Source organism: Chryseobacterium balustinum (assembly GCF_900168205.1).
Taxonomy (GTDB): Bacteria; Bacteroidota; Bacteroidia; order Flavobacteriales; family Weeksellaceae; genus Chryseobacterium; species Chryseobacterium balustinum.
The window spans coordinates 214,873-236,067 of sequence record NZ_FUZE01000003.1 but is presented as its reverse complement, the minus strand read 5'-3'; the positions used below and the strand labels follow the sequence as shown (position 1 = coordinate 236,067).

Annotated in this window: 20 protein-coding genes; 12 read left to right on the top strand and 8 right to left on the bottom strand. The window is 34.4% G+C overall.

Features of this window, described 5'->3' with window-relative positions; genetic code table 11:
- On the top strand, positions 1-822 hold the full coding sequence (locus tag B5X64_RS06625) for a flavin reductase family protein (protein WP_079464479.1): 822 nt from the start codon (positions 1-3) through the stop codon (positions 820-822).
- 70 nt (positions 823-892) lie between these two features.
- On the opposite strand, the gene B5X64_RS06620 is transcribed toward B5X64_RS06625, so the two are convergent.
- The 3 genes from B5X64_RS06620 to B5X64_RS06610 all read right to left on the bottom strand — a co-directional run bounded on the left by B5X64_RS06620 (position 893) and on the right by B5X64_RS06610 (position 2,467).
- Positions 893-1,099 (bottom strand): hypothetical protein, encoded by a 207-nt coding sequence (locus tag B5X64_RS06620; protein ID WP_079464478.1) that lies wholly within the window; start codon positions 1,097-1,099, stop codon positions 893-895.
- Positions 1,100-1,331: 232 nt separating this feature from the next.
- Positions 1,332-1,547, bottom strand: a complete 216-nt coding sequence (locus B5X64_RS06615) for a bacteriocin-like protein (RefSeq protein WP_079464477.1) — start codon at positions 1,545-1,547, stop codon at positions 1,332-1,334.
- 80 nt (positions 1,548-1,627) lie between these two features.
- Positions 1,628-2,467, bottom strand: a complete 840-nt coding sequence (locus B5X64_RS06610) for an alpha/beta hydrolase family protein (protein WP_079464476.1) — start codon at positions 2,465-2,467, stop codon at positions 1,628-1,630.
- A gap of 65 nt (positions 2,468-2,532) precedes the next feature.
- Here B5X64_RS06610 and B5X64_RS06605 point away from each other — a divergent pair, with 65 nt between their 5' ends.
- The 5 genes from B5X64_RS06605 (at position 2,533) to B5X64_RS06585 (ending at position 8,056) form a co-directional block, all read left to right on the top strand.
- Positions 2,533-3,789 carry a PKD domain-containing protein gene (locus B5X64_RS06605; RefSeq protein WP_079464475.1) on the top strand — a complete coding sequence of 419 codons (1,257 nt, stop codon included), beginning with the start codon at positions 2,533-2,535 and terminating at the stop codon, positions 3,787-3,789.
- Between the two features lie 15 nt (positions 3,790-3,804).
- Positions 3,805-4,578, top strand: a complete 774-nt coding sequence (locus B5X64_RS06600) for a HipA family kinase (protein WP_079464474.1) — start codon at positions 3,805-3,807, stop codon at positions 4,576-4,578.
- Positions 4,565-4,948, top strand: a complete 384-nt coding sequence (locus B5X64_RS06595) for a DUF3037 domain-containing protein (RefSeq protein ID WP_079464473.1) — start codon at positions 4,565-4,567, stop codon at positions 4,946-4,948. Before B5X64_RS06600 ends, B5X64_RS06595 begins: the two co-directional genes overlap by 14 nt.
- Positions 4,949-5,033: 85 nt before the next feature.
- A complete protein-coding gene (locus B5X64_RS06590; protein ID WP_228418781.1) occupies positions 5,034-5,990 on the top strand; it encodes an alpha/beta hydrolase in 957 nt (318 codons plus the stop codon).
- A 224-nt stretch (positions 5,991-6,214) separates the two neighbouring features.
- Complete coding sequence (locus B5X64_RS06585; RefSeq protein ID WP_172459123.1) at positions 6,215-8,056, top strand: carbon starvation CstA family protein; 1,842 nt, start codon at positions 6,215-6,217, stop codon at positions 8,054-8,056.
- A gap of 289 nt (positions 8,057-8,345) precedes the next feature.
- On the opposite strand, the gene B5X64_RS06580 is transcribed toward B5X64_RS06585, so the two are convergent.
- The 3 genes from B5X64_RS06580 to B5X64_RS06570 form a co-directional block, all read right to left on the bottom strand.
- Positions 8,346-8,891 (bottom strand): DUF3575 domain-containing protein, encoded by a 546-nt coding sequence (locus B5X64_RS06580; protein ID WP_079464471.1) that lies wholly within the window; start codon positions 8,889-8,891, stop codon positions 8,346-8,348.
- A gap of 89 nt (positions 8,892-8,980) precedes the next feature.
- A complete protein-coding gene (locus B5X64_RS06575; protein ID WP_079464470.1) occupies positions 8,981-10,117 on the bottom strand; it encodes a helix-turn-helix domain-containing protein in 1,137 nt (378 codons plus the stop codon).
- Positions 10,118-10,288: 171 nt separating this feature from the next.
- Positions 10,289-12,619, bottom strand: coding sequence for an ATP-dependent helicase (locus B5X64_RS06570; protein WP_079464469.1), 2,331 nt, complete (start codon positions 12,617-12,619; stop codon positions 10,289-10,291).
- A 227-nt stretch (positions 12,620-12,846) separates the two neighbouring features.
- Between B5X64_RS06570 and B5X64_RS06565 the strand changes: the two genes are divergently transcribed.
- The 3 genes from B5X64_RS06565 (at position 12,847) to secG (ending at position 16,730) form a co-directional block, all read left to right on the top strand.
- Positions 12,847-14,160, top strand: a complete 1,314-nt coding sequence (locus B5X64_RS06565; RefSeq protein ID WP_079464468.1) for a M16 family metallopeptidase — start codon at positions 12,847-12,849, stop codon at positions 14,158-14,160.
- Positions 14,161-14,215: 55 nt separating this feature from the next.
- On the top strand, positions 14,216-16,261 hold the full coding sequence (locus tag B5X64_RS06560) for a M16 family metallopeptidase (RefSeq protein WP_079464467.1): 2,046 nt from the start codon (positions 14,216-14,218) through the stop codon (positions 16,259-16,261).
- 124 nt (positions 16,262-16,385) lie between these two features.
- Entirely contained in the window at positions 16,386-16,730 is a 345-nt protein-coding gene (gene secG / locus B5X64_RS06555) for a preprotein translocase subunit SecG (protein WP_079464466.1), read from the top strand.
- A gap of 51 nt (positions 16,731-16,781) precedes the next feature.
- Here secG and B5X64_RS06550 read toward each other — a convergent pair whose 3' ends face one another.
- Together B5X64_RS06550 and recR are read right to left on the bottom strand one after the other, a co-directional pair.
- Positions 16,782-17,621: a glycosyltransferase family 2 protein gene (locus B5X64_RS06550; RefSeq protein WP_079464465.1), complete on the bottom strand. Its 840-nt coding sequence runs from the start codon at positions 17,619-17,621 to the stop codon at positions 16,782-16,784.
- A 2-nt stretch (positions 17,622-17,623) separates the two neighbouring features.
- Positions 17,624-18,235 (bottom strand): recombination mediator RecR, encoded by a 612-nt coding sequence (recR, locus tag B5X64_RS06545; protein ID WP_079464464.1) that lies wholly within the window; start codon positions 18,233-18,235, stop codon positions 17,624-17,626.
- Positions 18,236-18,413: 178 nt separating this feature from the next.
- On the opposite strand from recR, the gene B5X64_RS06540 reads away from it, so the two are divergent.
- From B5X64_RS06540 to B5X64_RS06530, 3 genes are all read left to right on the top strand, one after another.
- Positions 18,414-19,016, top strand: coding sequence for an LURP-one-related family protein (locus B5X64_RS06540; RefSeq protein ID WP_079464463.1), 603 nt, complete (start codon positions 18,414-18,416; stop codon positions 19,014-19,016).
- A 95-nt stretch (positions 19,017-19,111) separates the two neighbouring features.
- Positions 19,112-19,603, top strand: a complete 492-nt coding sequence (locus B5X64_RS06535; RefSeq protein ID WP_079464462.1) for a hypothetical protein — start codon at positions 19,112-19,114, stop codon at positions 19,601-19,603.
- 118 nt (positions 19,604-19,721) lie between these two features.
- Positions 19,722-21,167 (top strand): aminoacyl-histidine dipeptidase, encoded by a 1,446-nt coding sequence (locus B5X64_RS06530; RefSeq protein ID WP_079464461.1) that lies wholly within the window; start codon positions 19,722-19,724, stop codon positions 21,165-21,167.
- Positions 21,168-21,195: the final 28 nt, after the last annotated feature.

The window sequence follows — 21,195 nt, the reverse complement described above, 5'->3', positions numbered from 1 at the left end:
ATGAAAACAGTAATCCCATCCGAAATAACTTCTGTACAACTACAAACAATAATGCAAACTACCGTTTCACCGCGCCCCATTGCATTAGCTTCTACGGTTGATAAAAATGGAGAAATCAATTTATCACCATTCAGTTTTTTCAACATGTTTAGCACAGTTCCTCCGATTTTGATTTTTTCACCATCGAGAAGAGTTCGGGACAATACCACAAAACATACTTTGGAAAACGTTTTGGAAACTTCTGAAGTAGTTATCGGAACTGTTAATTTTCCAATCGTACAGCAGATTTCTTTAGCTTCAACAGAATATGGTGACGGAGTCAACGAATTTATTAAGTCTGGATTAACGATGAAAGATGCTGATTTGGTTAAACCTAAATTAATCGAAGAATGCCCTGTTAATTTTGAATGTAAAGTTTTAGAAGTAAAATCTTTAGGAGATCAAGGAGGCGCTGGAAATTTAGTAATTTGTGAAGTTCAGAAAATTCATATCAGAGAAGAATATCTGAATGAAGAAGGAAATCTGGATCAGAAAAAGCTGGATATGGTTGCCCGTCTTGGCGGAAACTGGTATTCTAGAAACAATGAGAATAATCTTTTTGAAGTTCCAAAACCTTTGGTTACAAAAGGAATTGGTTTTGATCTTCTTCCTGATTCTATAAAATTAAGCAAAGTCTTTACAGGAAACGATTTGGGAATGCTTGCCAATGTAGAAGTCTTACCTTCTGAAAACTGTCATGATGATGAAAACATTCACCTAAAAGCTCAGAATTTTTTATTGGATAGTAAAATTGAAGAAGCGTGGAAAGTTTTAGTTAAATAAATTACAACTTGAAATTAAAATAAAAAGGAGTGAAAATTTTCACTCCTTTCTTTATTTTTAAATCGAATATCTAATAACAACATTTCCAAATTCCATTACCGTCTTTAATTTCCCTACCCAAATTGGGAACAGAACATGGAGGAACAAGACAATTACCCTGTCCATCGCTAAAATAGCGATCATAGCAACCACTTGCACATGCTTGTAATTCCAAGCCTCCTCCAGAAATGTTTTTCTGAGCTTCTCTGCTTAATTTTTGTAAGTTCAATTTTTTCATAAAATTTTCTATTTAAATGATTATTAATGTTTCACTAAAATAGGAAAAAATACGATATCATCATTAAAATTCAACAATAAATAAAGAATATTTTTCATAAGCATATTGTTTTAAATCACTATCAACCAAACATTTAATAATACTACTAAAGGTATTTTCGCAAAAAACATATATTGATATATAAAGAAAGGAGTGAAAACTTTCACTCCTTTTATTTTTTAAAATTAAACACTTAGTAACAGCATTGCCAATTTCCATTAGCATCTTTGCTTTGTGTTCCAAAATTAGGAGATTGACATGGGGGTACAATGCATAAAATGCCTTGTCCGTCACCAATATAATTTTTATGGCAGCCTGTTGCACATTGTATTGGTTCTAGACCTCCTACTCCTCCAGAAATACTTTTTTGAGCTGCTCTACTTAATTTTTTTAAATTTGATTTTTTCATAAAATTTTTAGTTAATGATTATTAATGTTTCACTAAAGTATGAAAACTAATAACATCAAGAGTAATTTTAACAATAAAAATCAAATATTATGCTTGATAAACTCAATAGACTTTTCAACAACTTCATTCAATCCTTTTGGTAACACATTACCTTCCCAAGGTTCTTCGGCTCCAAACGTATGGTTTGCATTCTCAATAAGATACAATTCTGAAGTTGGATTTAAAATATGAAGATGTTCTGCATTTTTCAGGTTCACACTTTCATCATTGGTTCCGTGAATAATTAAAACCTGAGCTTTTGCCATTTCCATTGAGCGTTCTACATCAAACCGGTGCTCATCTTTTTTAAAGTCTTCAAAAAATTGGAAGTAATGCGGCATTTGCTGTTTCGTTCTTCCGTTTTCTACATAGTACACTCCGTTTTCTTTCCATTGCTCAAATTTTTGTTCTGTAGGAAATCTTTCTAAAGTATCGACGCTTGCCAAAGTAATCAATCCATTAATTCTTTCGTCTTCACAGGTTTTAATAATAGAAATTCCACCTCCCCGACTGTGTCCTATCAAAACGATCTTCTGGTCGTCTACTTTTATATCTTTAACGAAATGATCAATCACAACATTTAAATCTGAAAGTTCTTTTGAATAATTGTTATTTCCAAAAGCTTCCAGATCTGCAAAATTTTCAGGATCGTTAATGGTAGTTCCATTGTGGGAAAAATTAAATTTAACGAAGAAAAAACCAGCTTCCGCAAACTTTTCTGCCATTAAATTCCATGCTCCCCAATCTTTGTAGCCTTTATAACCATGAACGAAAATAACCAGCGGTAGTTTCTCATTGGTTTCAGGATAAAATGTATCAGCAAGAAAATCTTTGGTTTCAGGGTTTTCAAGGACTATGTTGATCTCTTTTACTAATTTCATAAAATATTAATTATTGCATACCAAAATTACAGTTACATTTGTAATATTCACTCTAATTTAAATATATGAAAAAAACTTTACTTTTTTTATTTTTAATTTCCTTTTCATTCACAATTGCGCAGACCACAAAAAAAGTCTTTTTTGTAGGAAACAGTTACACGTACACCAACGATTTACCCGAATTAGTAAAGCTCACGGCACTTTCTACCGGAGATGTATTAAATTACCAGACTCATGCAATGGGAGGAGCTACGCTAAAGCAACACGCACAAAACCAAGCAGTAACCTCAATCATTAATCAAGGTAATTGGGATTACGTTGTACTACAGGAGCAAAGCCAAATACCGTCGTTTCCAAACAGCTATATACAGTCTGAAATGCATCCTTACGCAAAACAGCTCGCAGATTTAACCAAAGCTTCGAATGCTTGTGGCAATCCTATATTTTTTATGACTTGGGGTTACAAAACCGGTGATGCTACAAATTGTGCCAACGGAAACACTCCTGTATGCACCTATGAAGGTATGGACGACCTTATCTACAACCGATATATGGATATGGCACAAATAAACGAGGGATTAATTTCACCCGTCGGAAAAGTATGGAGAACTATAAGGCAACAGCAACCAACGATGGATTTATACTCCAGCGATGGTTCACATCCCAGCTATTTGGGTTCTATGGCGGCTGCTTACACTTTCTACACTATTTTGTTTAAAAAAAATCCTGAACTAGCAACTTTTAATGGAAATTTAACCGCTACAGAATCACAAATTATAAAAAATATTGTAAAAAACACAGTCTATGACAATCTTGACATGTGGCTAATTGGAACGAATGATGTAGCCAGTAGATTTAATTATCAGACAACTGGTACGTCTACAATTCAGTTTACAAACCAAACACAAAATGCCACCACTTTTGCATGGACTTTTGGAGATGGAAATACCTCTACTTTAGAAAATCCTTCTCATACGTATCTTGCTACAGGAAACTACCAAGTAACCCTCACTACCAATGCTTGTGGAAGAAATTCTACTAAAACAAAATCTGTTACGATCAATAATTTGGGAACTCAGGAAAGTAAGATTGATCAGGTTCAGATTTACCCTAATCCGACTCAGAGCTTTATCAACATTATTACTGATCAAAAACTGTCTATTGCTTCCTTATCAGATGCTTCAGGACGTATTCTCAAACATGATTTCAAAAAAACAGAAAACGGCTATAGCATTCCTCTGAATCATGTAACCACCGGAACTTATTTTTTGAAATATAAGATCGGAGAAAAAGAATACACTAAAAAGATTATCAAAAAATAGTCTTAGTTTTGCATCATGTTGGATTTAAGAACAGTTACCGTACAACGCTATATACTCCCGCTTCGTGAAGGAGGCTCACTTCCTGCTTTGGCGGAAGCTGATGATGATTTTAAATATGTTTTGAAATTTCGTGGAGCCGGTCATGGTGTAAAAATGTTGATTTCAGAACTTTTAGGAGGGAAAATTACTAAAGCCTTAGGTTTACCAATTCCAGAGTTAGTTTTTGCTAATCTTGATGTAGATTTTGGGAGAACAGAAGCCGATGAGGAAATTCAGGATTTATTAAAAAATTCTGAAGGATTAAATTTAGGACTTCACTATCTTTCAGAATCTATTGCGTTCGATTCGAGTGTGAAAGTAGATTCGCTTTTAGCTTCAAAAATCGTTTGGCTGGATGCATTTATTACCAATATAGACCGTACTTTTAAGAATACTAATCTTTTGATGTGGCATAAAGAATTGTGGATTATTGATAACGGTGCTTCTTTTTATTTTCATCATTCATGGCAGAATTTTGATACGGCGGCAAAAACACCTTTTAAATATATAAAAGATCACGTTTTGCTTCCGCAAGCAGCAAAATTAGATGAGGCAGATCAATTTGCGCATTCAGTTTTAAATGAAGGTTTATTCAGAGAAATCGTTAATGCGATTCCACAGGATTGGTTGCATTGGAATGATGCCGAAGAAAGTCCGGACGAAATCCGTGAAATTTATTTCAACTTTCTGAAAACTCGATTAGAAAATTCCCAAATCTTTATAAACGAAGCCAAAAATGCAAGAGGATAAAATATACGAATATGCCGTAATACGTTTGGTGCCGAAGGTTGAAAGAGAAGAATTTTTCAACATCGGACTGGTTTTGTTTTCGAAAAGAGAAAAATTCATCAAAGTAGAATTTTACCTCTGTCCTGATAAATTTAAGTTTATGCACAGCAAACTCGATTATGATGATATCATTAAAAATTTGGAGAGTTTTAAAAATATTGCTGAAGGAAAGAAGGAAGGCGGTCCGATAGCTCTACTCGAAATTCCAGATAGATTTCGTTGGTTGACTGCGGTGAGAAGTGCGGTTGTACAAACTTCAAGACCTCATCCCGGAAAATCGAAAGATTTAAACCAAACTTTTGGTAAACTTTTTGAAGAGTTGGTAAAGTAGCAAACTAAAGCAATATTTTATGAGAGCATTCCACTCAAACACAAAAAATAATAGGTTTTTAAAGAACCTATTTTTTTTATTCCTAATGACGATTTCCACTTTTGGATTTTCGCAAAAACAGAAAAGTACGCTCCTTTTTGAGCAGGCGAATGTTTCAGAAAATATTGTTTACAAAACCGACGAGACGGGTAAAGATATTCAGCTAGATATTTATCGTCCGAAAAATACCGAGAACAAAAAACTTCCCGTTGTGATGTACGTTCACGGCGGCGCTTGGGTTGAAGGTGACAAAATCATTACTGCAGATAATTATGTTGAAAGTACCATTTTGAAACTTTTAGAAAAAAACTATGCGGTAATCAGCATTAATTATCGTTTAGTCACTGAAAAACTTCACTTTCCTGCACCAATTCAAGATACTAAAGATGCGGTAAGATGGGTTCGCAAAAATGCAGACCAATACAATCTTGATGAAAACAACATCGGAATGTGGGGCGTTTCTGCAGGCGCACATCTTTCACTTTTAAGCGCTTATACTGAAGATAAAGATTTTGTGGGAGATTCGGAACTTTCAAAATATTCAGCCAAAGTAAATTATGTGGTTGATAATTTTGGGCCGACCGATATGAACAGGCTTCTTCATACCCGTGCTCCAAAACCTCTTTTATTGACAGTTGGTTTAATTTCGCAAAAAATTATCGACATCAGAACCAATCTCGCCAACGGAATAAGCGGATACGACATTAAAACAGAAAGAAAAAAAGTTATTGAAGTTTGCAAAACTATTTCTCCTCTTAATTATACTCAAAACACCGTTCCTACCCTGATTCTTCATGGGAATAAAGATAAAATAGCACCTATAAGACATTCGAAGAGACTCAATAAAATGCTAAAAAAAGCGAACACAACTCATGAATTGATCATAGTAAAAAAAGGAAACCACGGTTTTTCCACAACCGAAAAAGCTTATCAGGAAGAGCTTAACAACGCAATGGTCGACTTTATTTTATCTCAGGAAAAAGCTAATTTCGTCAATCATTAGAAAATCAATATCAAAATATAGTTTTTCAAAAAGAAGCAATAAACAACACTTTAAAAATCAAATCATTAATTTTAAAATAGAAATATATCACTGATTATTTCGCTAAGTTGATATACATATTGATAAACTTTATATAGAAAATAATTATCTTGGTCGGATGCTTAAATTATTCATAATAAAAAAGCAAAAACATTAATTATTTACTCACATAAAAGAAAAACAATATGGAATTTCTAAATGGAATTAATGCATTGACCTTAGTATTCACATCACTGCTTATCTTTGCGATTGCTTACCGTTTTTACGGAATTTATTTAGCGAATAAAGTGCTCCGTTTAAATGACAAAAACACAACTCCCGCTGTAGAATTTGCCGATGGAAAAGATTATGTAGCCACCAATAAAAATGTTCTTTTCGGACATCACTTTGCTGCAATTGCAGCAGCAGGACCATTGGTAGGCCCGGTTTTGGCAGCTCAATTCGGATATCTTCCCGGAGCAATCTGGATTTTAATTGGCTGTGTTTTAGGAGGTGGAGTTCACGATATGGTGGTACTTTTTGCATCCGTAAGACACAAAGGACAAAGTTTAGCAACCATTGCATCCAAGGAAATCGGAAAAACTACCGGAACGGTTGCAGGTTTTGCTATTTTATTCATCTTAATTTTAACACTTGCCGGACTTTCTTTAGCCTGTATTAATGCAATGCACGAAGCTTCATGGTCATTATTTACCGTAGTGATTACGATGCCGATTGCGATTATTATGGGATTGATTATGCGATACAGAAAAAACTCGGTGACTTTTGCAAGTGTTCTGGGAGGTGTTCTTTTGATTGCAGGAATTATTGGCGGACATAATTTAATGCAAAACGAAACCATGAACAATATGTTCACATGGGATATCACAACAATTTCCATTGCAATCCCATTATACGGATTTTTGGCTTCTGTATTGCCGGTTTGGTTGCTTTTGGTTCCAAGAGATTATCTTTCAACGTATTTAAAAATCGGAACGATTATCATGTTGGCCATTGGGGTAATTGTTATTCACCCAACCATTCAAATGCCTGCTTTAACTGAATTTGTCAATGGTGGAGGCCCCGTAATTGGTGGGCCTGTTTTACCATTTATCTTTATTGTGATTGCATGTGGAGCAATTTCAGGTTTCCATGCAGTAATTGCAACAGGAACCACTCCAAAAATGCTGAACAGAGAAAAAGAAATTTTATTTGTGGGGTACGGAGCGATGCTTGTAGAAGGTTTTGTTGCATTAATGGCATTGATTGCTGCTTGTACTTTGATGCCCGGAGATTATTTTGCCATCAACACACCAAAAGATACCTATGACGCTTTCTTAGCAACACATCCTAGTTTACACGGTGTTGATATTGATTATTTTTCAGAAAGAATAGGAATTGATCTGCACGGAAGAACCGGAGGTGCTGTTTCTTTGGCAGTCGGAATGGCTCATATTTTCAATAAAATTCCATACATGGATCAGCTGATGGCGTATTGGTACAATTTCGCCATTATGTTTGAAGCGGTATTTATTTTAACGGCTATTGATGCCGGAACCAGAGTTGGAAGATTTTTCTTACAGGAAATGTTGGGTTCTGTTATTCCTAAATTTAATGATAAAAACTGGACTCCCGGAATTATCATCAGTAGTTTATTGTTCACATTTGCTTGGGGATATCTGGTTTTTACCGGAAACGTAAGCAGCATTTGGCCACTTTTCGGGATTAGTAATCAGTTGCTCGCAGCATGCGGTTTGATAGTCTGTACCACAATGCTCATCAGATTAAATCGAGGAAAATATGCGCTTTGCTCGGCAATTCCAGGAGTTTTCATGGCGATTATTACTTTTTGGGCAGGATATATTCAGGTAATAGATATCTACATTCCAAAACAACAATATTTATTGGCAACACTGGCGGTTGTAGCAATGGTGTTAATGCTTGTGGTTTTTGTTGGTGCGTTCAGAAAATGGTATCAACTATTGCAAGTTAAAACTTCACATACCGATTTTTATGGCGAGACAGTAAAGGAATTGGTTGAAAGATAAGATAGTTATCACAGGTTCTTAGTTTTAGGTAAATAGACAGACGCTTTTTTGGGCGTCTGTCTTATTTTCAATCCTTTTTAGAATAAAGCTGTTTAAACTAATTTAAATTTAACCGCAAAAGAGACAAAAGATGTTCGAGGCATATAATTATTAGACAATTGAAGCTATCAAAAGAATAAAAATCAAAGGCGTTTTTGAACTTATGTGTGTTTTTTCATTTTAAAAATAAGCTTTAATAGAAGTATCTAAATCTTTTCTGCTTTTTGTGGTTAAATAAAAAGGTTAATATTTAAAACCGATAACCAACACTTAATCCGAGCTTTATAACTTGGTCATGATCTGTTTTGTCTGCATTAAATACAAGTCTTCCGTAAGCTGCGTTGGCTTCAAAAACAAATCCTTTTTTGGTAACCAATTTCCAGCCAAGACCAGCACCTAATGCGAGGTCATAAACGTCTTTATTTTCAGTGAATGTCAGTCGGTCTGCTGAGTATATTTTTTTTCCATCAATGGAAGTGAACATTCCAAATCCTTCGGCAAAAAAACCGGAAGCGTATTTTTTTCCAAAATAATATCTGTAATAAGGAGAGATATAATAATTCATATCATCATTTGTTGAATGCTCATAAACCTTAAATGCAGAGATCCCCAGCGATGAATTTTTGTTTAGAAACCGTTCATAACTTACTTCAAAAGCATCCATTAAAGGAGAAATTAGATTCAGTTTAATTTCATTGTTCTTCTGATAAGAATTGGCATCAGTTTCACTTTGGGCTTGTGTCTTAATAGAGCAAAAAGCAAATAAAATGATGAACAGTAAAAAGTTTTTTTTCATAAAAATTTAATTTAAATTATTTAACTGCAAAACTCAAATAATTCAAATTAGAAAGGGTTTCAAAAGCTTAAAACTGTATAAAATGGTACTTATTTTATGGTATTTTTATATTCATTGGGAGTTTGACCCGTTACTTTTTTAAAGGAATTATAGAAAGTTGTTTTTGATGTAAATCCGGCTTCTAATCCCATCGTCAACAAATTATAGTTTTCATACTCAGGATTCGAAATCATTTCCTTCACAGCTTCCACCCGATAGTTATTGATATAATGGGCAAAATTGTCTCCTGTTATCGTGTTTACAATTTGTGAAACATATCCTGCACTTATGCCTAGTTTTTCTGCAACTTTCTCCCTGTTTAATGTACTGTCGGTATAAATGTGCTGATCTTTGCAAAGAAGCTCCAGTTTTTGAAAATAAAGATTATCTGCTGTGATAGATTCCTTATATTCTTGTGGAGTATTACTTTGTACAATTTCCAGATCGGTTAACGAAATAGCTGGCTCATTATTTAGAAAATTGTAGATAGCAATTTTGTTTTTGGCCAGTTTGTATTTGTAAATGCCTATATAAGCCGTCCAGTGCATGACGAAGGTTGCAAATAAAGCCAGGACGCTCATGGTAGAAGAAATGTCTAATCCAAAAAAAACACCTGTCATATAAGTAGTAAGCCAGACAAATAATAACAAATAGATAAGGGTTAATAAGGTAATGACCCATTTTTTTTCTTGTGGATCTTTTAAATGCCTTATCATAAAATAAGAGTAAAGAGGTAAAAACGGAATGAGAATAACGGCAAATAAAAGCTGAATGAGCCTAAGTATATTAAGTAGAAAAATGCTTGAATCCGGGATTTTATAAAGCCCTGCAACATGACTAAGATCGTATGTAATACTAAGAATAGAGGAATAGGCAAATGGAATATAATACAAATAGTGCTTCTGCCTGTCCTTTACAGTATCATCGATCCGGTTTATAATGAACAGGAACATGAAAACAGGCAATAAAAATACCCACTCGATATCATCTATAAAACGTAAAAAGGGATACGAAGTAAATGTACCTTCAATTTCAAAAACATAATTGAGTAAAACAAAGGAAAGTGCAAATAGTAAATAGGCTAAATATTTATTTGAATTACTATTAAATAAAGAAGACTTTAAAATAACTAAACCTAAGATTATCCCCTCGAAAATAGCAATATTTAAAAGCGTTGTATAAATCAATTTTTTTAATATAAAATTTGCTTTAAATATAGCTCTTTCATACGAACTGATAAAAGAAATTTATAGTAGTACTAATAGCTTTTTTAAGGGATTGTGAAGAATATTTAATTAAAATAACTCATTAAGTTCCGAAAAAAAAGCGGGTTTATTTAACTCAACCCGCTTTTATATTTAAATCTTCGTCAGTTTAGCATATTTCAAGATCAAATTTTTCTCTCCTTCGTGTAAGAAAACCACTTTTGCTTTTATATTCTGTGGATCTGTACCGTCCAAAAATGCCACTTCACCAATTCCAAAACGGTCGTGTCTTACTTTGTCTCCAACTTCAATATCTTGTGAAGAAGCTCCACTCGGGTTGATGATTCTTGCTGTTGCTACAGGTTTTAATTTTCTTGGCTCAGCAATAGGTTTATCATTTTCAGTTTTCGAGATGGTTTTCTTTTCTATTTTTCTAAAGCTCTTCATTTCTGAAGGATGCTCGTCAAAAATATTAGAAGTAACCCCTGAATTGTTGATAAATCTCTTTTCGAGAGCAGGATTTAAAAATTCGATATATTCTTCATCTATTTCACTTAAAAATCGTGAAGGTTCGGCATCGGTAATTTTCCCCCATTGAAAACGAGAAGTTGCATAAGAGAAAAACACCTGTTTTTCAGCTCTCGTTAAAGCAACATAAAACAAACGTCTCTCTTCTTCCAGATCTTCACGGGTTGCCGAGCTCATAAAGCTTGGGAAAAGATTTTCTTCTAATCCTACTAAATGCACCACCGGAAACTCAAGACCTTTTGAAAGGTGAATCGTCATCAGCGAAACCATATCTTCCTCATCATCTTTTCTTTGCGTATCTGCAGAAAGGGCAATATTTTCAAGGAAATTAGGCAAACTCGGGTCACCATCCTCTATCTGTTGCTGCTCTTCGATGAAACCCTGCATCGAGTTCATCAATTCCTGAACGTTTTCTACACGTGAAATTCCTTCCGGAGTCTGGTCGTCTTTTAAAAACTTAATCAAACCGCTTCGCTTTGCCACTTCCATCGCAACGCTGTACGCCGTTTCTGTTTTAAGCAAAACCTGAAACGCTTTGATCATCGACCAGAAATCGCTCAATTTGGTTAAAACTCCATTATTAAATTTCAATTGCGGAGCATAAATCCCCAAATTGTCTAAAACTTTTGACACCGGAAGATTTAGTGAATCTGCAAAAACAATTAATTTATTTTGAGTCGTCTCACCAATCCCTCTTGTCGGATAATTAATGATTCTCATCAACGCTTCAGAATCATTTTCATTCACCAAAAGACGAAGATATCCGATTAAATCTTTCACTTCTTTTCTTTGGTAAAAAGATAAACCTCCATATACTTTATAAGGAATATTTTTACGTCTTAAAGAGTCTTCAAACGCTCGTGTCTGAGAATTGGTACGGTATAAAATAGCAAAATCACTAAATTTTCTCTGTTCTCTGTTTCTCAGTTCCCAAATATTTCCGGCCACGAAATTGGCTTCGTCAGCATCGGAAAGCGAGCGGTACACTTTAATTTTTTCTCCTTCTTCATTCTCACTGAAAACATTTTTCTTGAACTGCTGCAGGTTTTTAGCAATCACAACATTTGCAGCATTGACAATATTTTGAGTCGAACGATAATTTTGTTCCAAAGAAACCGTCATTGCATCCGGATAATCTTTTTTGAAATTTAAAATATTGTAAATATTCGCACCACGGAAAGAGTAAATCGACTGCGCATCATCTCCTACCACACAAATATTTTCGAATTTTGAAGCCAAAGCTTTTACAATCAAATACTGAGAGTGATTCGTATCTTGGTACTCATCTACCAAAATATATCTGAATCTGTCCTGATATTTTGCTAAAACTTCCGGAAATCTTGTTAAAAGTTCATTCGTTTTCAACAATAGGTCGTCAAAATCCATCGAACCATTTTTGAAACAGGCTTCTACATATTTTTCATAGATCTTTCCGATGAATTTCATGTTCGCTTTTTCGTCAGCTTCCATTAATTCAGGATTGTTGTAATATGCTTTTACTGTAATTAGGTTATTTTTATAATTGGAAATTCTAGACTGAACTTTTTTAGGCTTATACAGATCAGCATCAATATTCATGTCTTTCAACACTTTTCTGATCACATTCAAAGCATCCTGCTGATCATAGATCGTAAAGTTGGAAGGATAACCCAAATAATGCGCTTCACTTCTCAGAATTCTTGCAAAAACAGAGTGAAAAGTTCCCATCCAAAGGCTCCTCGCATTGCTTTGCCCAACGACTTTAGCAATACGCTCTTTCATTTCTTTTGCCGCTTTATTGGTGAAAGTTAAAGACAAAATATTGAAAGGATCTACTCCATTGGTAATCAAATGTGCAATACGCATCGTAAGTACACGCGTTTTTCCGGAACCCGCTCCTGCAAGTACCATCAAAGGTCCTTGTAAAGTGGTAACGGCTTCATATTGTGATTCGTTGAGTCCTTTCAGGTAATCCATACAGCAAAAAAATTTGGGAACACAAAATTAGTGTATTATATGGAGAATTCAAATTTGAATTTCAATACAATAATTACACTGCTTTAATAGAAAATACAAAAGCCATTCAATATCCCACAACTCTTTTAGGTAAACCTAGCATTCTTTTAAAATTCTTAAAAAAAGATTAAAATACTTGTAACAATTCATTTAAATAAAACACTAATTGACAAAACAATTTCTATTTTATGAAAAAACGACTTCTTAGTGTTGCAGCAGCTGCCTTTTTTGGAGCGATGCTGAATGCACAACAAATCAAATTTGAAGAGTATGATTTACCAAACGGCTTACATGTAATCTTACACCAAGATAATTCTGCACCGGTAGTAACAACAGGTATCATGTACCATGTAGGAGCAAAAGATGAAGTAGTTGGAAGAACTGGTTTTGCACATTTTTTTGAGCACCTTCTATTTGAAGGAACTCCAAACATTAAGAGAGGAGAATGGTTTAAAATCGTTTCTTCAAACGGTGGACAAAATAATGCGAACACTACGAACGACAGAACATATTACTACGAAACTTTCCCATCAAACAACGAGCAATTAGGTCTTTGGATGGAGTCTGAAAGACTTCGTCATGCAGAAATCAACCAGATTGGTGTAGATACTCAGAGAGAAGTTGTAAAAGAAGAAAAGAGATTGAGAATGGATAACCAGCCCTATGGAAATCTTTTCACAAACGTACAGAAAAATCTTTTCACCAAACATCCATATACATGGTCTACTATTGGATCTATGGACGATTTGAATTCTGCAAAATTGGATGAATTCAAGGCGTTTTACAAAAAATATTACGTTCCAAACAATGCAACATTGGTTGTAGCAGGAGACATCAAGCCTGAGCAGACAAAAAAATGGATTCAGGAATATTACGGAGCTATCCCTAAAGGAACAGTTTACCCTAAAAACTTCCCGAAAGACGAGCCTATCACAAAAGAAAAAGAAGTAACAGCATACGATCCGAACATCCAGCTTCCTGCTTATGTTTTTGCATACAGAACACCGGGTAACAAAGAAAAAGATGCTTACGTTTTAGATATGCTTTCATCTTATTTAAGCAACGGAAAATCTTCAGTTTTATATAAAAAATTGGTAGATCAGGAGAAAAAAGCACTTCAGGTAGCAGCTTTCAACCAAGGTCTTGAAGATTACGGTATTTTCGCATTCTTTGCGATCCCAATGGGAGCAACAACGAAGCAGACTTTACAGACTGATATCGATGCGGAAATTAAGAAACTTCAGACGACTTTAATTTCTGACGAAGATTATCAAAAACTTCAGAATCAGTACGAAAATCAGTTTGTAAATGCAAACTCAAGTATTCAGGGAATTGCAGCTTCTTTAGCTACAAACCACGTATTGATGGGAGATACTAACTTAATCAACAAGGAAATCGACATCTACAAGTCAATCACAAAGCAGGATTTACAGAATGCGGCTAAAAAGTATTTAAATTCTAACCAGAGAATCATCCTTAACTACTTACCTGAAAAAAAGTAATCGTATAAAAAACTTCACGTTTTAAATATGATTATAAATTTTTAAATTTTTTACAATGAAAAAACAATTTACCTATATAGCCGTAGCATTTTTATTCTCAGGAATGCTTTCTGCACAAAAAATTGATATTAATGCAATGCCAAAACCAGGACCAACACCTGCGATTAACATTGCAAAGCCAAAAACTTTTCAGCTTAAAAACGGGATGACCGTAATGGTAGTTGAAAACAATAAATTACCAAGAGTAAACGTAAGTCTTTCTATGGACAGACAGCCTTATTTCGAAGGTGATGTAGCTGGAGTAAGCGACATCATGGCAGATCAGCTTGGTAACGGAACAACAACTTTAAGCAAAGACGCATTCAACAAAAAAATAGACTTTTTGGGTGCTAACTTAAATTTCTCTTCTGCAGGAGCTTCTTCAAACTCGCTTTCAAAATATTTCCCTGAAGTTTTAGGTTTAATGGCTGATGCGATCATCAATCCTAAATTTTCTGCTGACGAAATCACAAAATCTAAAGAAAGAGCTATTGAAGGTTTAAAATCTTCAGAGAAGAGCGCAGATGCAATCGCTTCAAGAGTTTCAAACGCATTAGCTTACGGAAAAAATACTTCAAGAGGAGAATTTGAAACAGAAGAATCTATCAATAAGATACAATTAGCTGACGTTCAAAATACTTACAAAAAATATTACGCTCCAGACAATGCTTACCTTGTAATTGTTGGTGATGTAAAATTTGACCAAGTAAAGCCAATGGTTGAAAAAGCTTTCAACAACTGGCAAAAAGCGGATACAAAATTCCCAGCTTTAGAACCGGCTTCAAATGTTGCTAAAACTGAAATCAATGTAGTAGACGTTCCTTCTGCAGTACAATCTGTAGTTTCTGTAGGAAACCTAAATACATTGAAAATGAAAGATGCCAACTACTTCCCTGCAACAATTGCCAACTACATTCTTGGTGGCGGTGGAGAAGCTAGACTTTTCATGAATCTTCGTGAGAAAAACGCATTCACTTATGGTGCATACTCTAGTTTAACAGCAAGCAAATATTCACCTTCTTTCTCTGCTAAAGCTAGCGTAAGAAATGAAGTAACAGATAAAGCTGTAAAAGAATTCATGAACGAACTGAATGGTATTTCTACAGTAAAACCTGAAGAATTGGCAAATGCTAAAGCTAAATTGAAAGGAAGCTTCATCATGGCATTAGAGCAACCTGCAACGATTGCAAGATTTGCAGTTAACCAAAAAGTTCAGGATCTTCCCGCTGATTTTTACACTAACTATTTAAAATCTATTGATAAAGTAACTGCAGCTGACGTTTCTAACGCGGTAAAAGCAACTATTTTACCAAACCAAAGCAGAATTTTCATCGCTGGTAAAGCATCTGATATTTCTGAAGGATTAGAAAAATTAGGTTATCCTGTAAAATATTTTGATGCTAATGCAAATCCTGTTGCAAAACCAACAGTTCAGAAAGTTGATGCTAATGTAACAGTAGCTTCTGTTGTTGATAAATACATCAATGCAATTGGTGGAAAAGCTAATTTATCAAAAGTGTCTTCATATACAACAAATGCATCAATGTCTATGCAGGGACAGAATCTTGATTTTAAAATTGTTAAAGCTCAAGGTGGAAAAGAACTCCAAACAGTTTCTGCTGGTGGAATGACAGTTCAAAAACAAGTTTTCGACGGAAAAACAGGTTATTCTGAGCAAATGGGACAAAAAGTTGAGATGACTAAAGAAGAAATTGCTGACAACCTGAAAAACACTGAACTTTTCGAAGAATTAGGTTTTGCTAAATCTGCAGATTACAAATTGGCAGGAATTGAAAAGATTAACGGTGAAGATTCTTATGCAATCAAATCTGGTGATAAAGCTTATTATTATAGCGTAAAAACGGGTCTTAAAACTGGTGAAACTGAAACTGTGAAAACACAGGGACAAACTTTCACAGTTCCTACAACTTTTGCTGATTACAAAGATGTTTCAGGTGTGAAAATGCCTTACACAATTACGGTTAATCAAATGGGTATGGAAATGGTGATGAAAGTAAAATCATACGAAATAAACCAAGCTAAAGATTCTGACTTCAAATAAGAATTAATATATTTTTAATGAAAACGGTAGCAATTGCTGCCGTTTTCTATTTTTAGCTCAAATCTTATTTTGCAGTTTGGTAAAAAAACATTAGATTTGCCCATTCAAAAAGATATTAAAATTAATGGATACTATATTTACACTATTAATGATTCTTATTATGATTGCCAGCATTTTATTGGTAATCGTTGTTATGGCTCAAAACCCAAAAGGTGGCGGTCTTTCTAGTACTTTCGGAGGTGCATCTCCTGCACAATTTGGAGTACAGAGAACGAATGATTTTATGGAAAAGTCAACCTGGACTTTAGGAGCGGTAATTATCGTTCTTATTTTGATAAGCGTTGTTGTTACCGGGAAACCTAAACAAGCAGCACCAGTAATTCCACAAGCTCCAACTAAAGAGGCTCCAGCAGGAAAAGCTCCAGCTTCTCAGTCTTCAGCTCCGGTAAGTGTTCCGGCAAATAAATAAGAAATACTTTATTTAAGATAAAATGAAAGCAACTCAATCGAGTTGCTTTTTTTATTTAAGTTTAATTTTTTCTATCTTATGTCTTAACTTTAGACCTGCTTTCATAAATGAATATTGTAGAGGTTTACTTTCTCGATAATATTTATCAATAAAAATCTGCATTGCTCCGTAAAATCTTTCAAGATACACCTCATCTTTTATGGTGCTTTCGCCTTTGTGATGAAGGATAGAAGATTTTCCGTAATAGTAATTTTGGTAACCGCTATTCAACAACGTATAACACAAATCAATATCTTCACCATACATAAAATATCTTTCATCGAGACCTCCAACTTTTTCGTAAACCTCCTTTTTAGTCAGAAAAAATGCTCCGGTAATAACTTCCACTTCTGCAATCTCATATTCACCTACATCATTGCGATAATATGATTTTGAATTTTTCTTTTTAAAATTGGTAAATAATTTCTCAAAAGAATTCATCATATCAGGAACCGACCGCTTACTTTCCGGAAGGAAATTTCCGTTGGTATCGTGCATTCTTACACCTAAACATCCAAAATTGGTTTTAGAATCTGCAAAATCTAAAATTTCATTTAAATAAAAGCCTTCTAATTCTGTATCCGGATTTAAAATCAATAAATATTCTCCGATTGCTGTTTCTATCGCTTTATTATTAGCTTTGGCAAAACCTCCATTAATTTCAGAAGCCATAAAATGTACTTTTGGAAATTCAGGAATGAGGTCACTCCAAGAGCTGTCTGTGGATTTGTTATCAATTACAATAACTTCATAATCAATATTTTCCGTATATTTTTCAATAGAAAAAAGGCAGTTTCTCAACAGTTGAGTCACATTATAATTAACGATAATGATCGAAAGTTTTTTACTCATTCTTAATCCTTTTCGTTATATGGAAGTCTATTGGTAATAGATCTGCCCAAAGAAATTTCGTCTGCATATTCCAACTCATCCCCTACGGAAATCCCTCTTGCAATACTTGAAAATTGAACCCCCGAGTTTTTGAATTTTTTATAAATATAATAAGCCGTAGTATCACCTTCCATAGTTGCACTTAAAGCAAAGATGAATTCTTTTGCCAAACCTTGCTGTAACTTCTTTTCAATACTAGGAATATTCAATTGGTGAGGACCAACTCCTTCCATCGGAGAAATCTTTCCACCCAGAATAAGATATTTACCTCTGTATTTTCCGGTATTTTCGATGGCAATGACATCGCGTACATCTTCCACAATGCAGATCAATTCATCATTCCGTTTATCGTTACTGCAAATATCACAGATCTCAAAATCTGAGAAATTATGGCATTCTTTGCAGTATTTAATTTCGTTAACCAGATTGATAATGGAAGTTCCCAAACTTGTCGCTCTGGAATTAGGCTGTTTAAGTAAATGAAGCGCAAGACGCAAAGCGGTTTTCTTCCCAATACCCGGAAGTCCGGAAATCTCATCTACTGCTTTTGCCAATACTTTACTTGGGTAATCCATAGCACAAAAATAAGAATTATAGTTGTAAAATATGAATAGTAGATCCTCAATTACACTGATAACTTTGCGGCTTAAAATTTAAGTGATTATATCTTCTGCTAGAATCATTAGTTATCATTCATAAATCTGAAAAAACCATTATCTTTGGTCATCAAAATATTAAACAGAAATAAACTAAATGGTACTCAACAACCTCAACTATCCGCTGGATTTTAAATTTAAAATCACAACGCTTGCCAGCGATTTCAACATTACAGACAGGAACGGAAATTATGTAGCTTACGTTCGTCAGAAGATGTTTAAACTAAAAGAAGACGTTATTGTTTTCAACGATGAAAGCAAAACCAAAGAGCTTTTCAGAATTCAGGCCAACCAATGGATTGATTTTAATGCATCTTATTCTATCAAAGATACAATCGGAAAAAATTTCGGAAGATTGGCTAGAAAAGGTATGCGTTCTATCTGGAAATCTTCTTACAATGTTTTAGACGAAGCTGATCAGCAAAAATTTACCATTACGGAAGATAATGCATGGGTAAAGTTTTTTGACGGGATGGTTGGTGAAATACCAATCGTAGGAATGTTTACCGGATATTTTCTTAACCCGTCTTACACCGTAAAAGGAATGGATGGAAAAGAATATTTTAAGCTAAAAAAAATGCCTTCGATGTTTGGAAGAAGATTCCAGCTTGACAGACTCATTGATATTGATGACGAAGACGAAAGTTTAGTAGTTTTATCTTTATTGATGATGGTTTTACTTGAAAGAGCAAGAGGATAATACCAAGATTGCAATTAACTATTGATGATGGCTTACATTTTGAAGAGATTATTCATTAAAATTAGTTACAATCTTTATATACAAAACTTAGACACATGAAATATTTTATCATTCTCTTTTCAGCTTTAACTTTGGTTGCCTGTAAAAAGGAAAAAGAAGCCGTTCCAGATTCAAATCCAACAGATTCTCTGAATATTGCTCAGGATTCTGCTAAAACAGATTCTGCACCTGAGAAAGTTTTAGTTGATGTATTTCCTTTCCCTAAAGAAATCAAAGAATGCTCTTGCTATTTTGCAAAAAACAAAGCAGATTTTGAAAATGAACAATACATTTACGCCGATGATGCAGGAAAAACGGCTTACATGAAGCTCGACGGAAAAAGAATCGCTATGAATTTGATTTCCTCAAGCGACATGGAAGTAGATGAAGAGCTGACCAAAGAAATTGAAAATGAAAATTATAAAATCTCTGTAAAAGGTAAAAAAATAAAACACGAAGAAGCTTTACTTTTTGAAGGTACTCTAACCATTGAAAAACCAGACGGAAGCAAAACGACCATTCCTATTTATGGTGAATGTGGATGTTAATAGCAATTAGCAATTAGCAATTAGCAATTAGCAATTAGCAATTAGCAATTAGCAAAAATATTGCTCCTGAATTTCGGGAGCATTTTTTATTTCGTAATTTTGATAAAAATAAATTTTTATGGAACTATCCAATATAGAACCGCAAATTATCTGGAAGAATTTTTCCAAATTAAATGCTGTTCCGAGACCGTCAAAAAAAGAAGAAAAAGTAATTGCTTTCATCAAAGAATTTGGTGAAAATTTAGGACTGGAAACTACTGTAGATGAAGTAGGAAATGTGATTATTAAAAAACCAGCTACTCCGGGAATGGAAAACCGTAAATCGATTGTTATGCAATCACATTTGGATATGGTTTGCCAGAAAAACAACGACGTGAATTTTGATTTTGAAACTCAAGGGATCCAGATGGAAGTTGACGGAGACTGGGTAAAAGCAAAAGGAACAACATTGGGTGCAGATAACGGTTTAGGCGTTGCCACTATTATGTCGATTCTTGAAAGTTCAGACATTCCACATCCTGATTTGGAGGCTCTTTTCACTATCGATGAAGAAACAGGAATGACCGGAGCTTTAGGTTTAAAACCTGGACAATTGACCGGACAAATCCTTTTAAATTTAGATACAGAAGAAGATGACGAAATCGATATCGGATGTGCCGGTGGAATTGACGTTACGGTAACCCAAAACTATCCAACAGAAACTTCTAACGGACAAATTGTAAGAATAGAAGTAAAAGGTTTACAGGGTGGTCACTCAGGAATGGATATCCACAAAGGTTTTGGAAATGCCAATATTATTATGGGCAGAATTCTTTATAAAGCTTTGGAAAACCAAAACGTTCAGTTAATTTCAATTGATGGCGGAAGTTTGAGAAATGCAATCCCGAGAGAATCTGTTGCTTTAATTTCTGTGAGAAATGCTGGTGAATTTATTGAAAATGTAACCAACGGAATCAAAAAAGAAATTTTAGAAGAGTTTGCTTCTGTTGAAGCTCATCTTCAAATTAATATTGAAAACTCTACAAGTTCTGAAAAAGCACTTTCTGTAGATGATTCAAAGAAAATTATCTTGGTTTTAAAGTCTCTTCACAACGGCGTTTACAGAATGAGCCCGGATGTAAAGGATTTGGTAGAATCATCAAACAACGTGGCAAGAGTAGAATTAAAAGAAGGCGGTCTGAAAATATTGAACCTTTCAAGGTCATCGGTAGATTCTTCTAAAGATTCGGTGGCTGAACAATTGAAATCGGTATCAGAATTAGCCGGAATGAATATAGAATTCAGCGGATCTTATCCAGGATGGAAACCAAAACCAGGTTCTGAAATTGTACAAGTTTTAGAAAAAATTTATACCGAAAAATTTTCAAAAAAACCACATGTTGTAGCTTGTCATGCAGGTTTAGAGTGTGGGATTATCGGTGCTAATTATCCAGAAATGGAAATGGTAAGTTACGGACCAACCATCAGAGGAGCTCACTCTCCTGATGAGAAGGCAAACATTTCTTCAACCCAGAAATTCTGGAGTTTCACAAAAGATATTTTAGCAAATATCCCATTGAAATAAGAATGTAATTTTTATATTGAAAATATCC

Coding starts and splice junctions, on each gene's coding strand:
- B5X64_RS06625 (WP_079464479.1), top strand. CDS start 1: ATGAAAACAGTAATCCCATCCGAAATAACTTCTGTACAACTACAAACA.
- B5X64_RS06620 (WP_079464478.1), bottom strand. CDS start 1,099: ATGAAAAAATTGAACTTACAAAAATTAAGCAGAGAAGCTCAGAAAAAC.
- B5X64_RS06615 (WP_079464477.1), bottom strand. CDS start 1,547: ATGAAAAAATCAAATTTAAAAAAATTAAGTAGAGCAGCTCAAAAAAGT.
- B5X64_RS06610 (WP_079464476.1), bottom strand. CDS start 2,467: ATGAAATTAGTAAAAGAGATCAACATAGTCCTTGAAAACCCTGAAACC.
- B5X64_RS06605 (WP_079464475.1), top strand. CDS start 2,533: ATGAAAAAAACTTTACTTTTTTTATTTTTAATTTCCTTTTCATTCACA.
- B5X64_RS06600 (WP_079464474.1), top strand. CDS start 3,805: ATGTTGGATTTAAGAACAGTTACCGTACAACGCTATATACTCCCGCTT.
- B5X64_RS06595 (WP_079464473.1), top strand. CDS start 4,565: ATGCAAGAGGATAAAATATACGAATATGCCGTAATACGTTTGGTGCCG.
- B5X64_RS06590 (WP_228418781.1), top strand. CDS start 5,034: ATGACGATTTCCACTTTTGGATTTTCGCAAAAACAGAAAAGTACGCTC.
- B5X64_RS06585 (WP_172459123.1), top strand. CDS start 6,215: ATGGAATTTCTAAATGGAATTAATGCATTGACCTTAGTATTCACATCA.
- B5X64_RS06580 (WP_079464471.1), bottom strand. CDS start 8,891: ATGAAAAAAAACTTTTTACTGTTCATCATTTTATTTGCTTTTTGCTCT.
- B5X64_RS06570 (WP_079464469.1), bottom strand. CDS start 12,619: ATGGATTACCTGAAAGGACTCAACGAATCACAATATGAAGCCGTTACC.
- B5X64_RS06565 (WP_079464468.1), top strand. CDS start 12,847: ATGAAAAAACGACTTCTTAGTGTTGCAGCAGCTGCCTTTTTTGGAGCG.
- B5X64_RS06560 (WP_079464467.1), top strand. CDS start 14,216: ATGAAAAAACAATTTACCTATATAGCCGTAGCATTTTTATTCTCAGGA.
- secG (WP_079464466.1), top strand. CDS start 16,386: ATGGATACTATATTTACACTATTAATGATTCTTATTATGATTGCCAGC.
- B5X64_RS06550 (WP_079464465.1), bottom strand. CDS start 17,621: ATGAGTAAAAAACTTTCGATCATTATCGTTAATTATAATGTGACTCAA.
- recR (WP_079464464.1), bottom strand. CDS start 18,235: ATGGATTACCCAAGTAAAGTATTGGCAAAAGCAGTAGATGAGATTTCC.
- B5X64_RS06540 (WP_079464463.1), top strand. CDS start 18,414: ATGGTACTCAACAACCTCAACTATCCGCTGGATTTTAAATTTAAAATC.
- B5X64_RS06535 (WP_079464462.1), top strand. CDS start 19,112: ATGAAATATTTTATCATTCTCTTTTCAGCTTTAACTTTGGTTGCCTGT.
- B5X64_RS06530 (WP_079464461.1), top strand. CDS start 19,722: ATGGAACTATCCAATATAGAACCGCAAATTATCTGGAAGAATTTTTCC.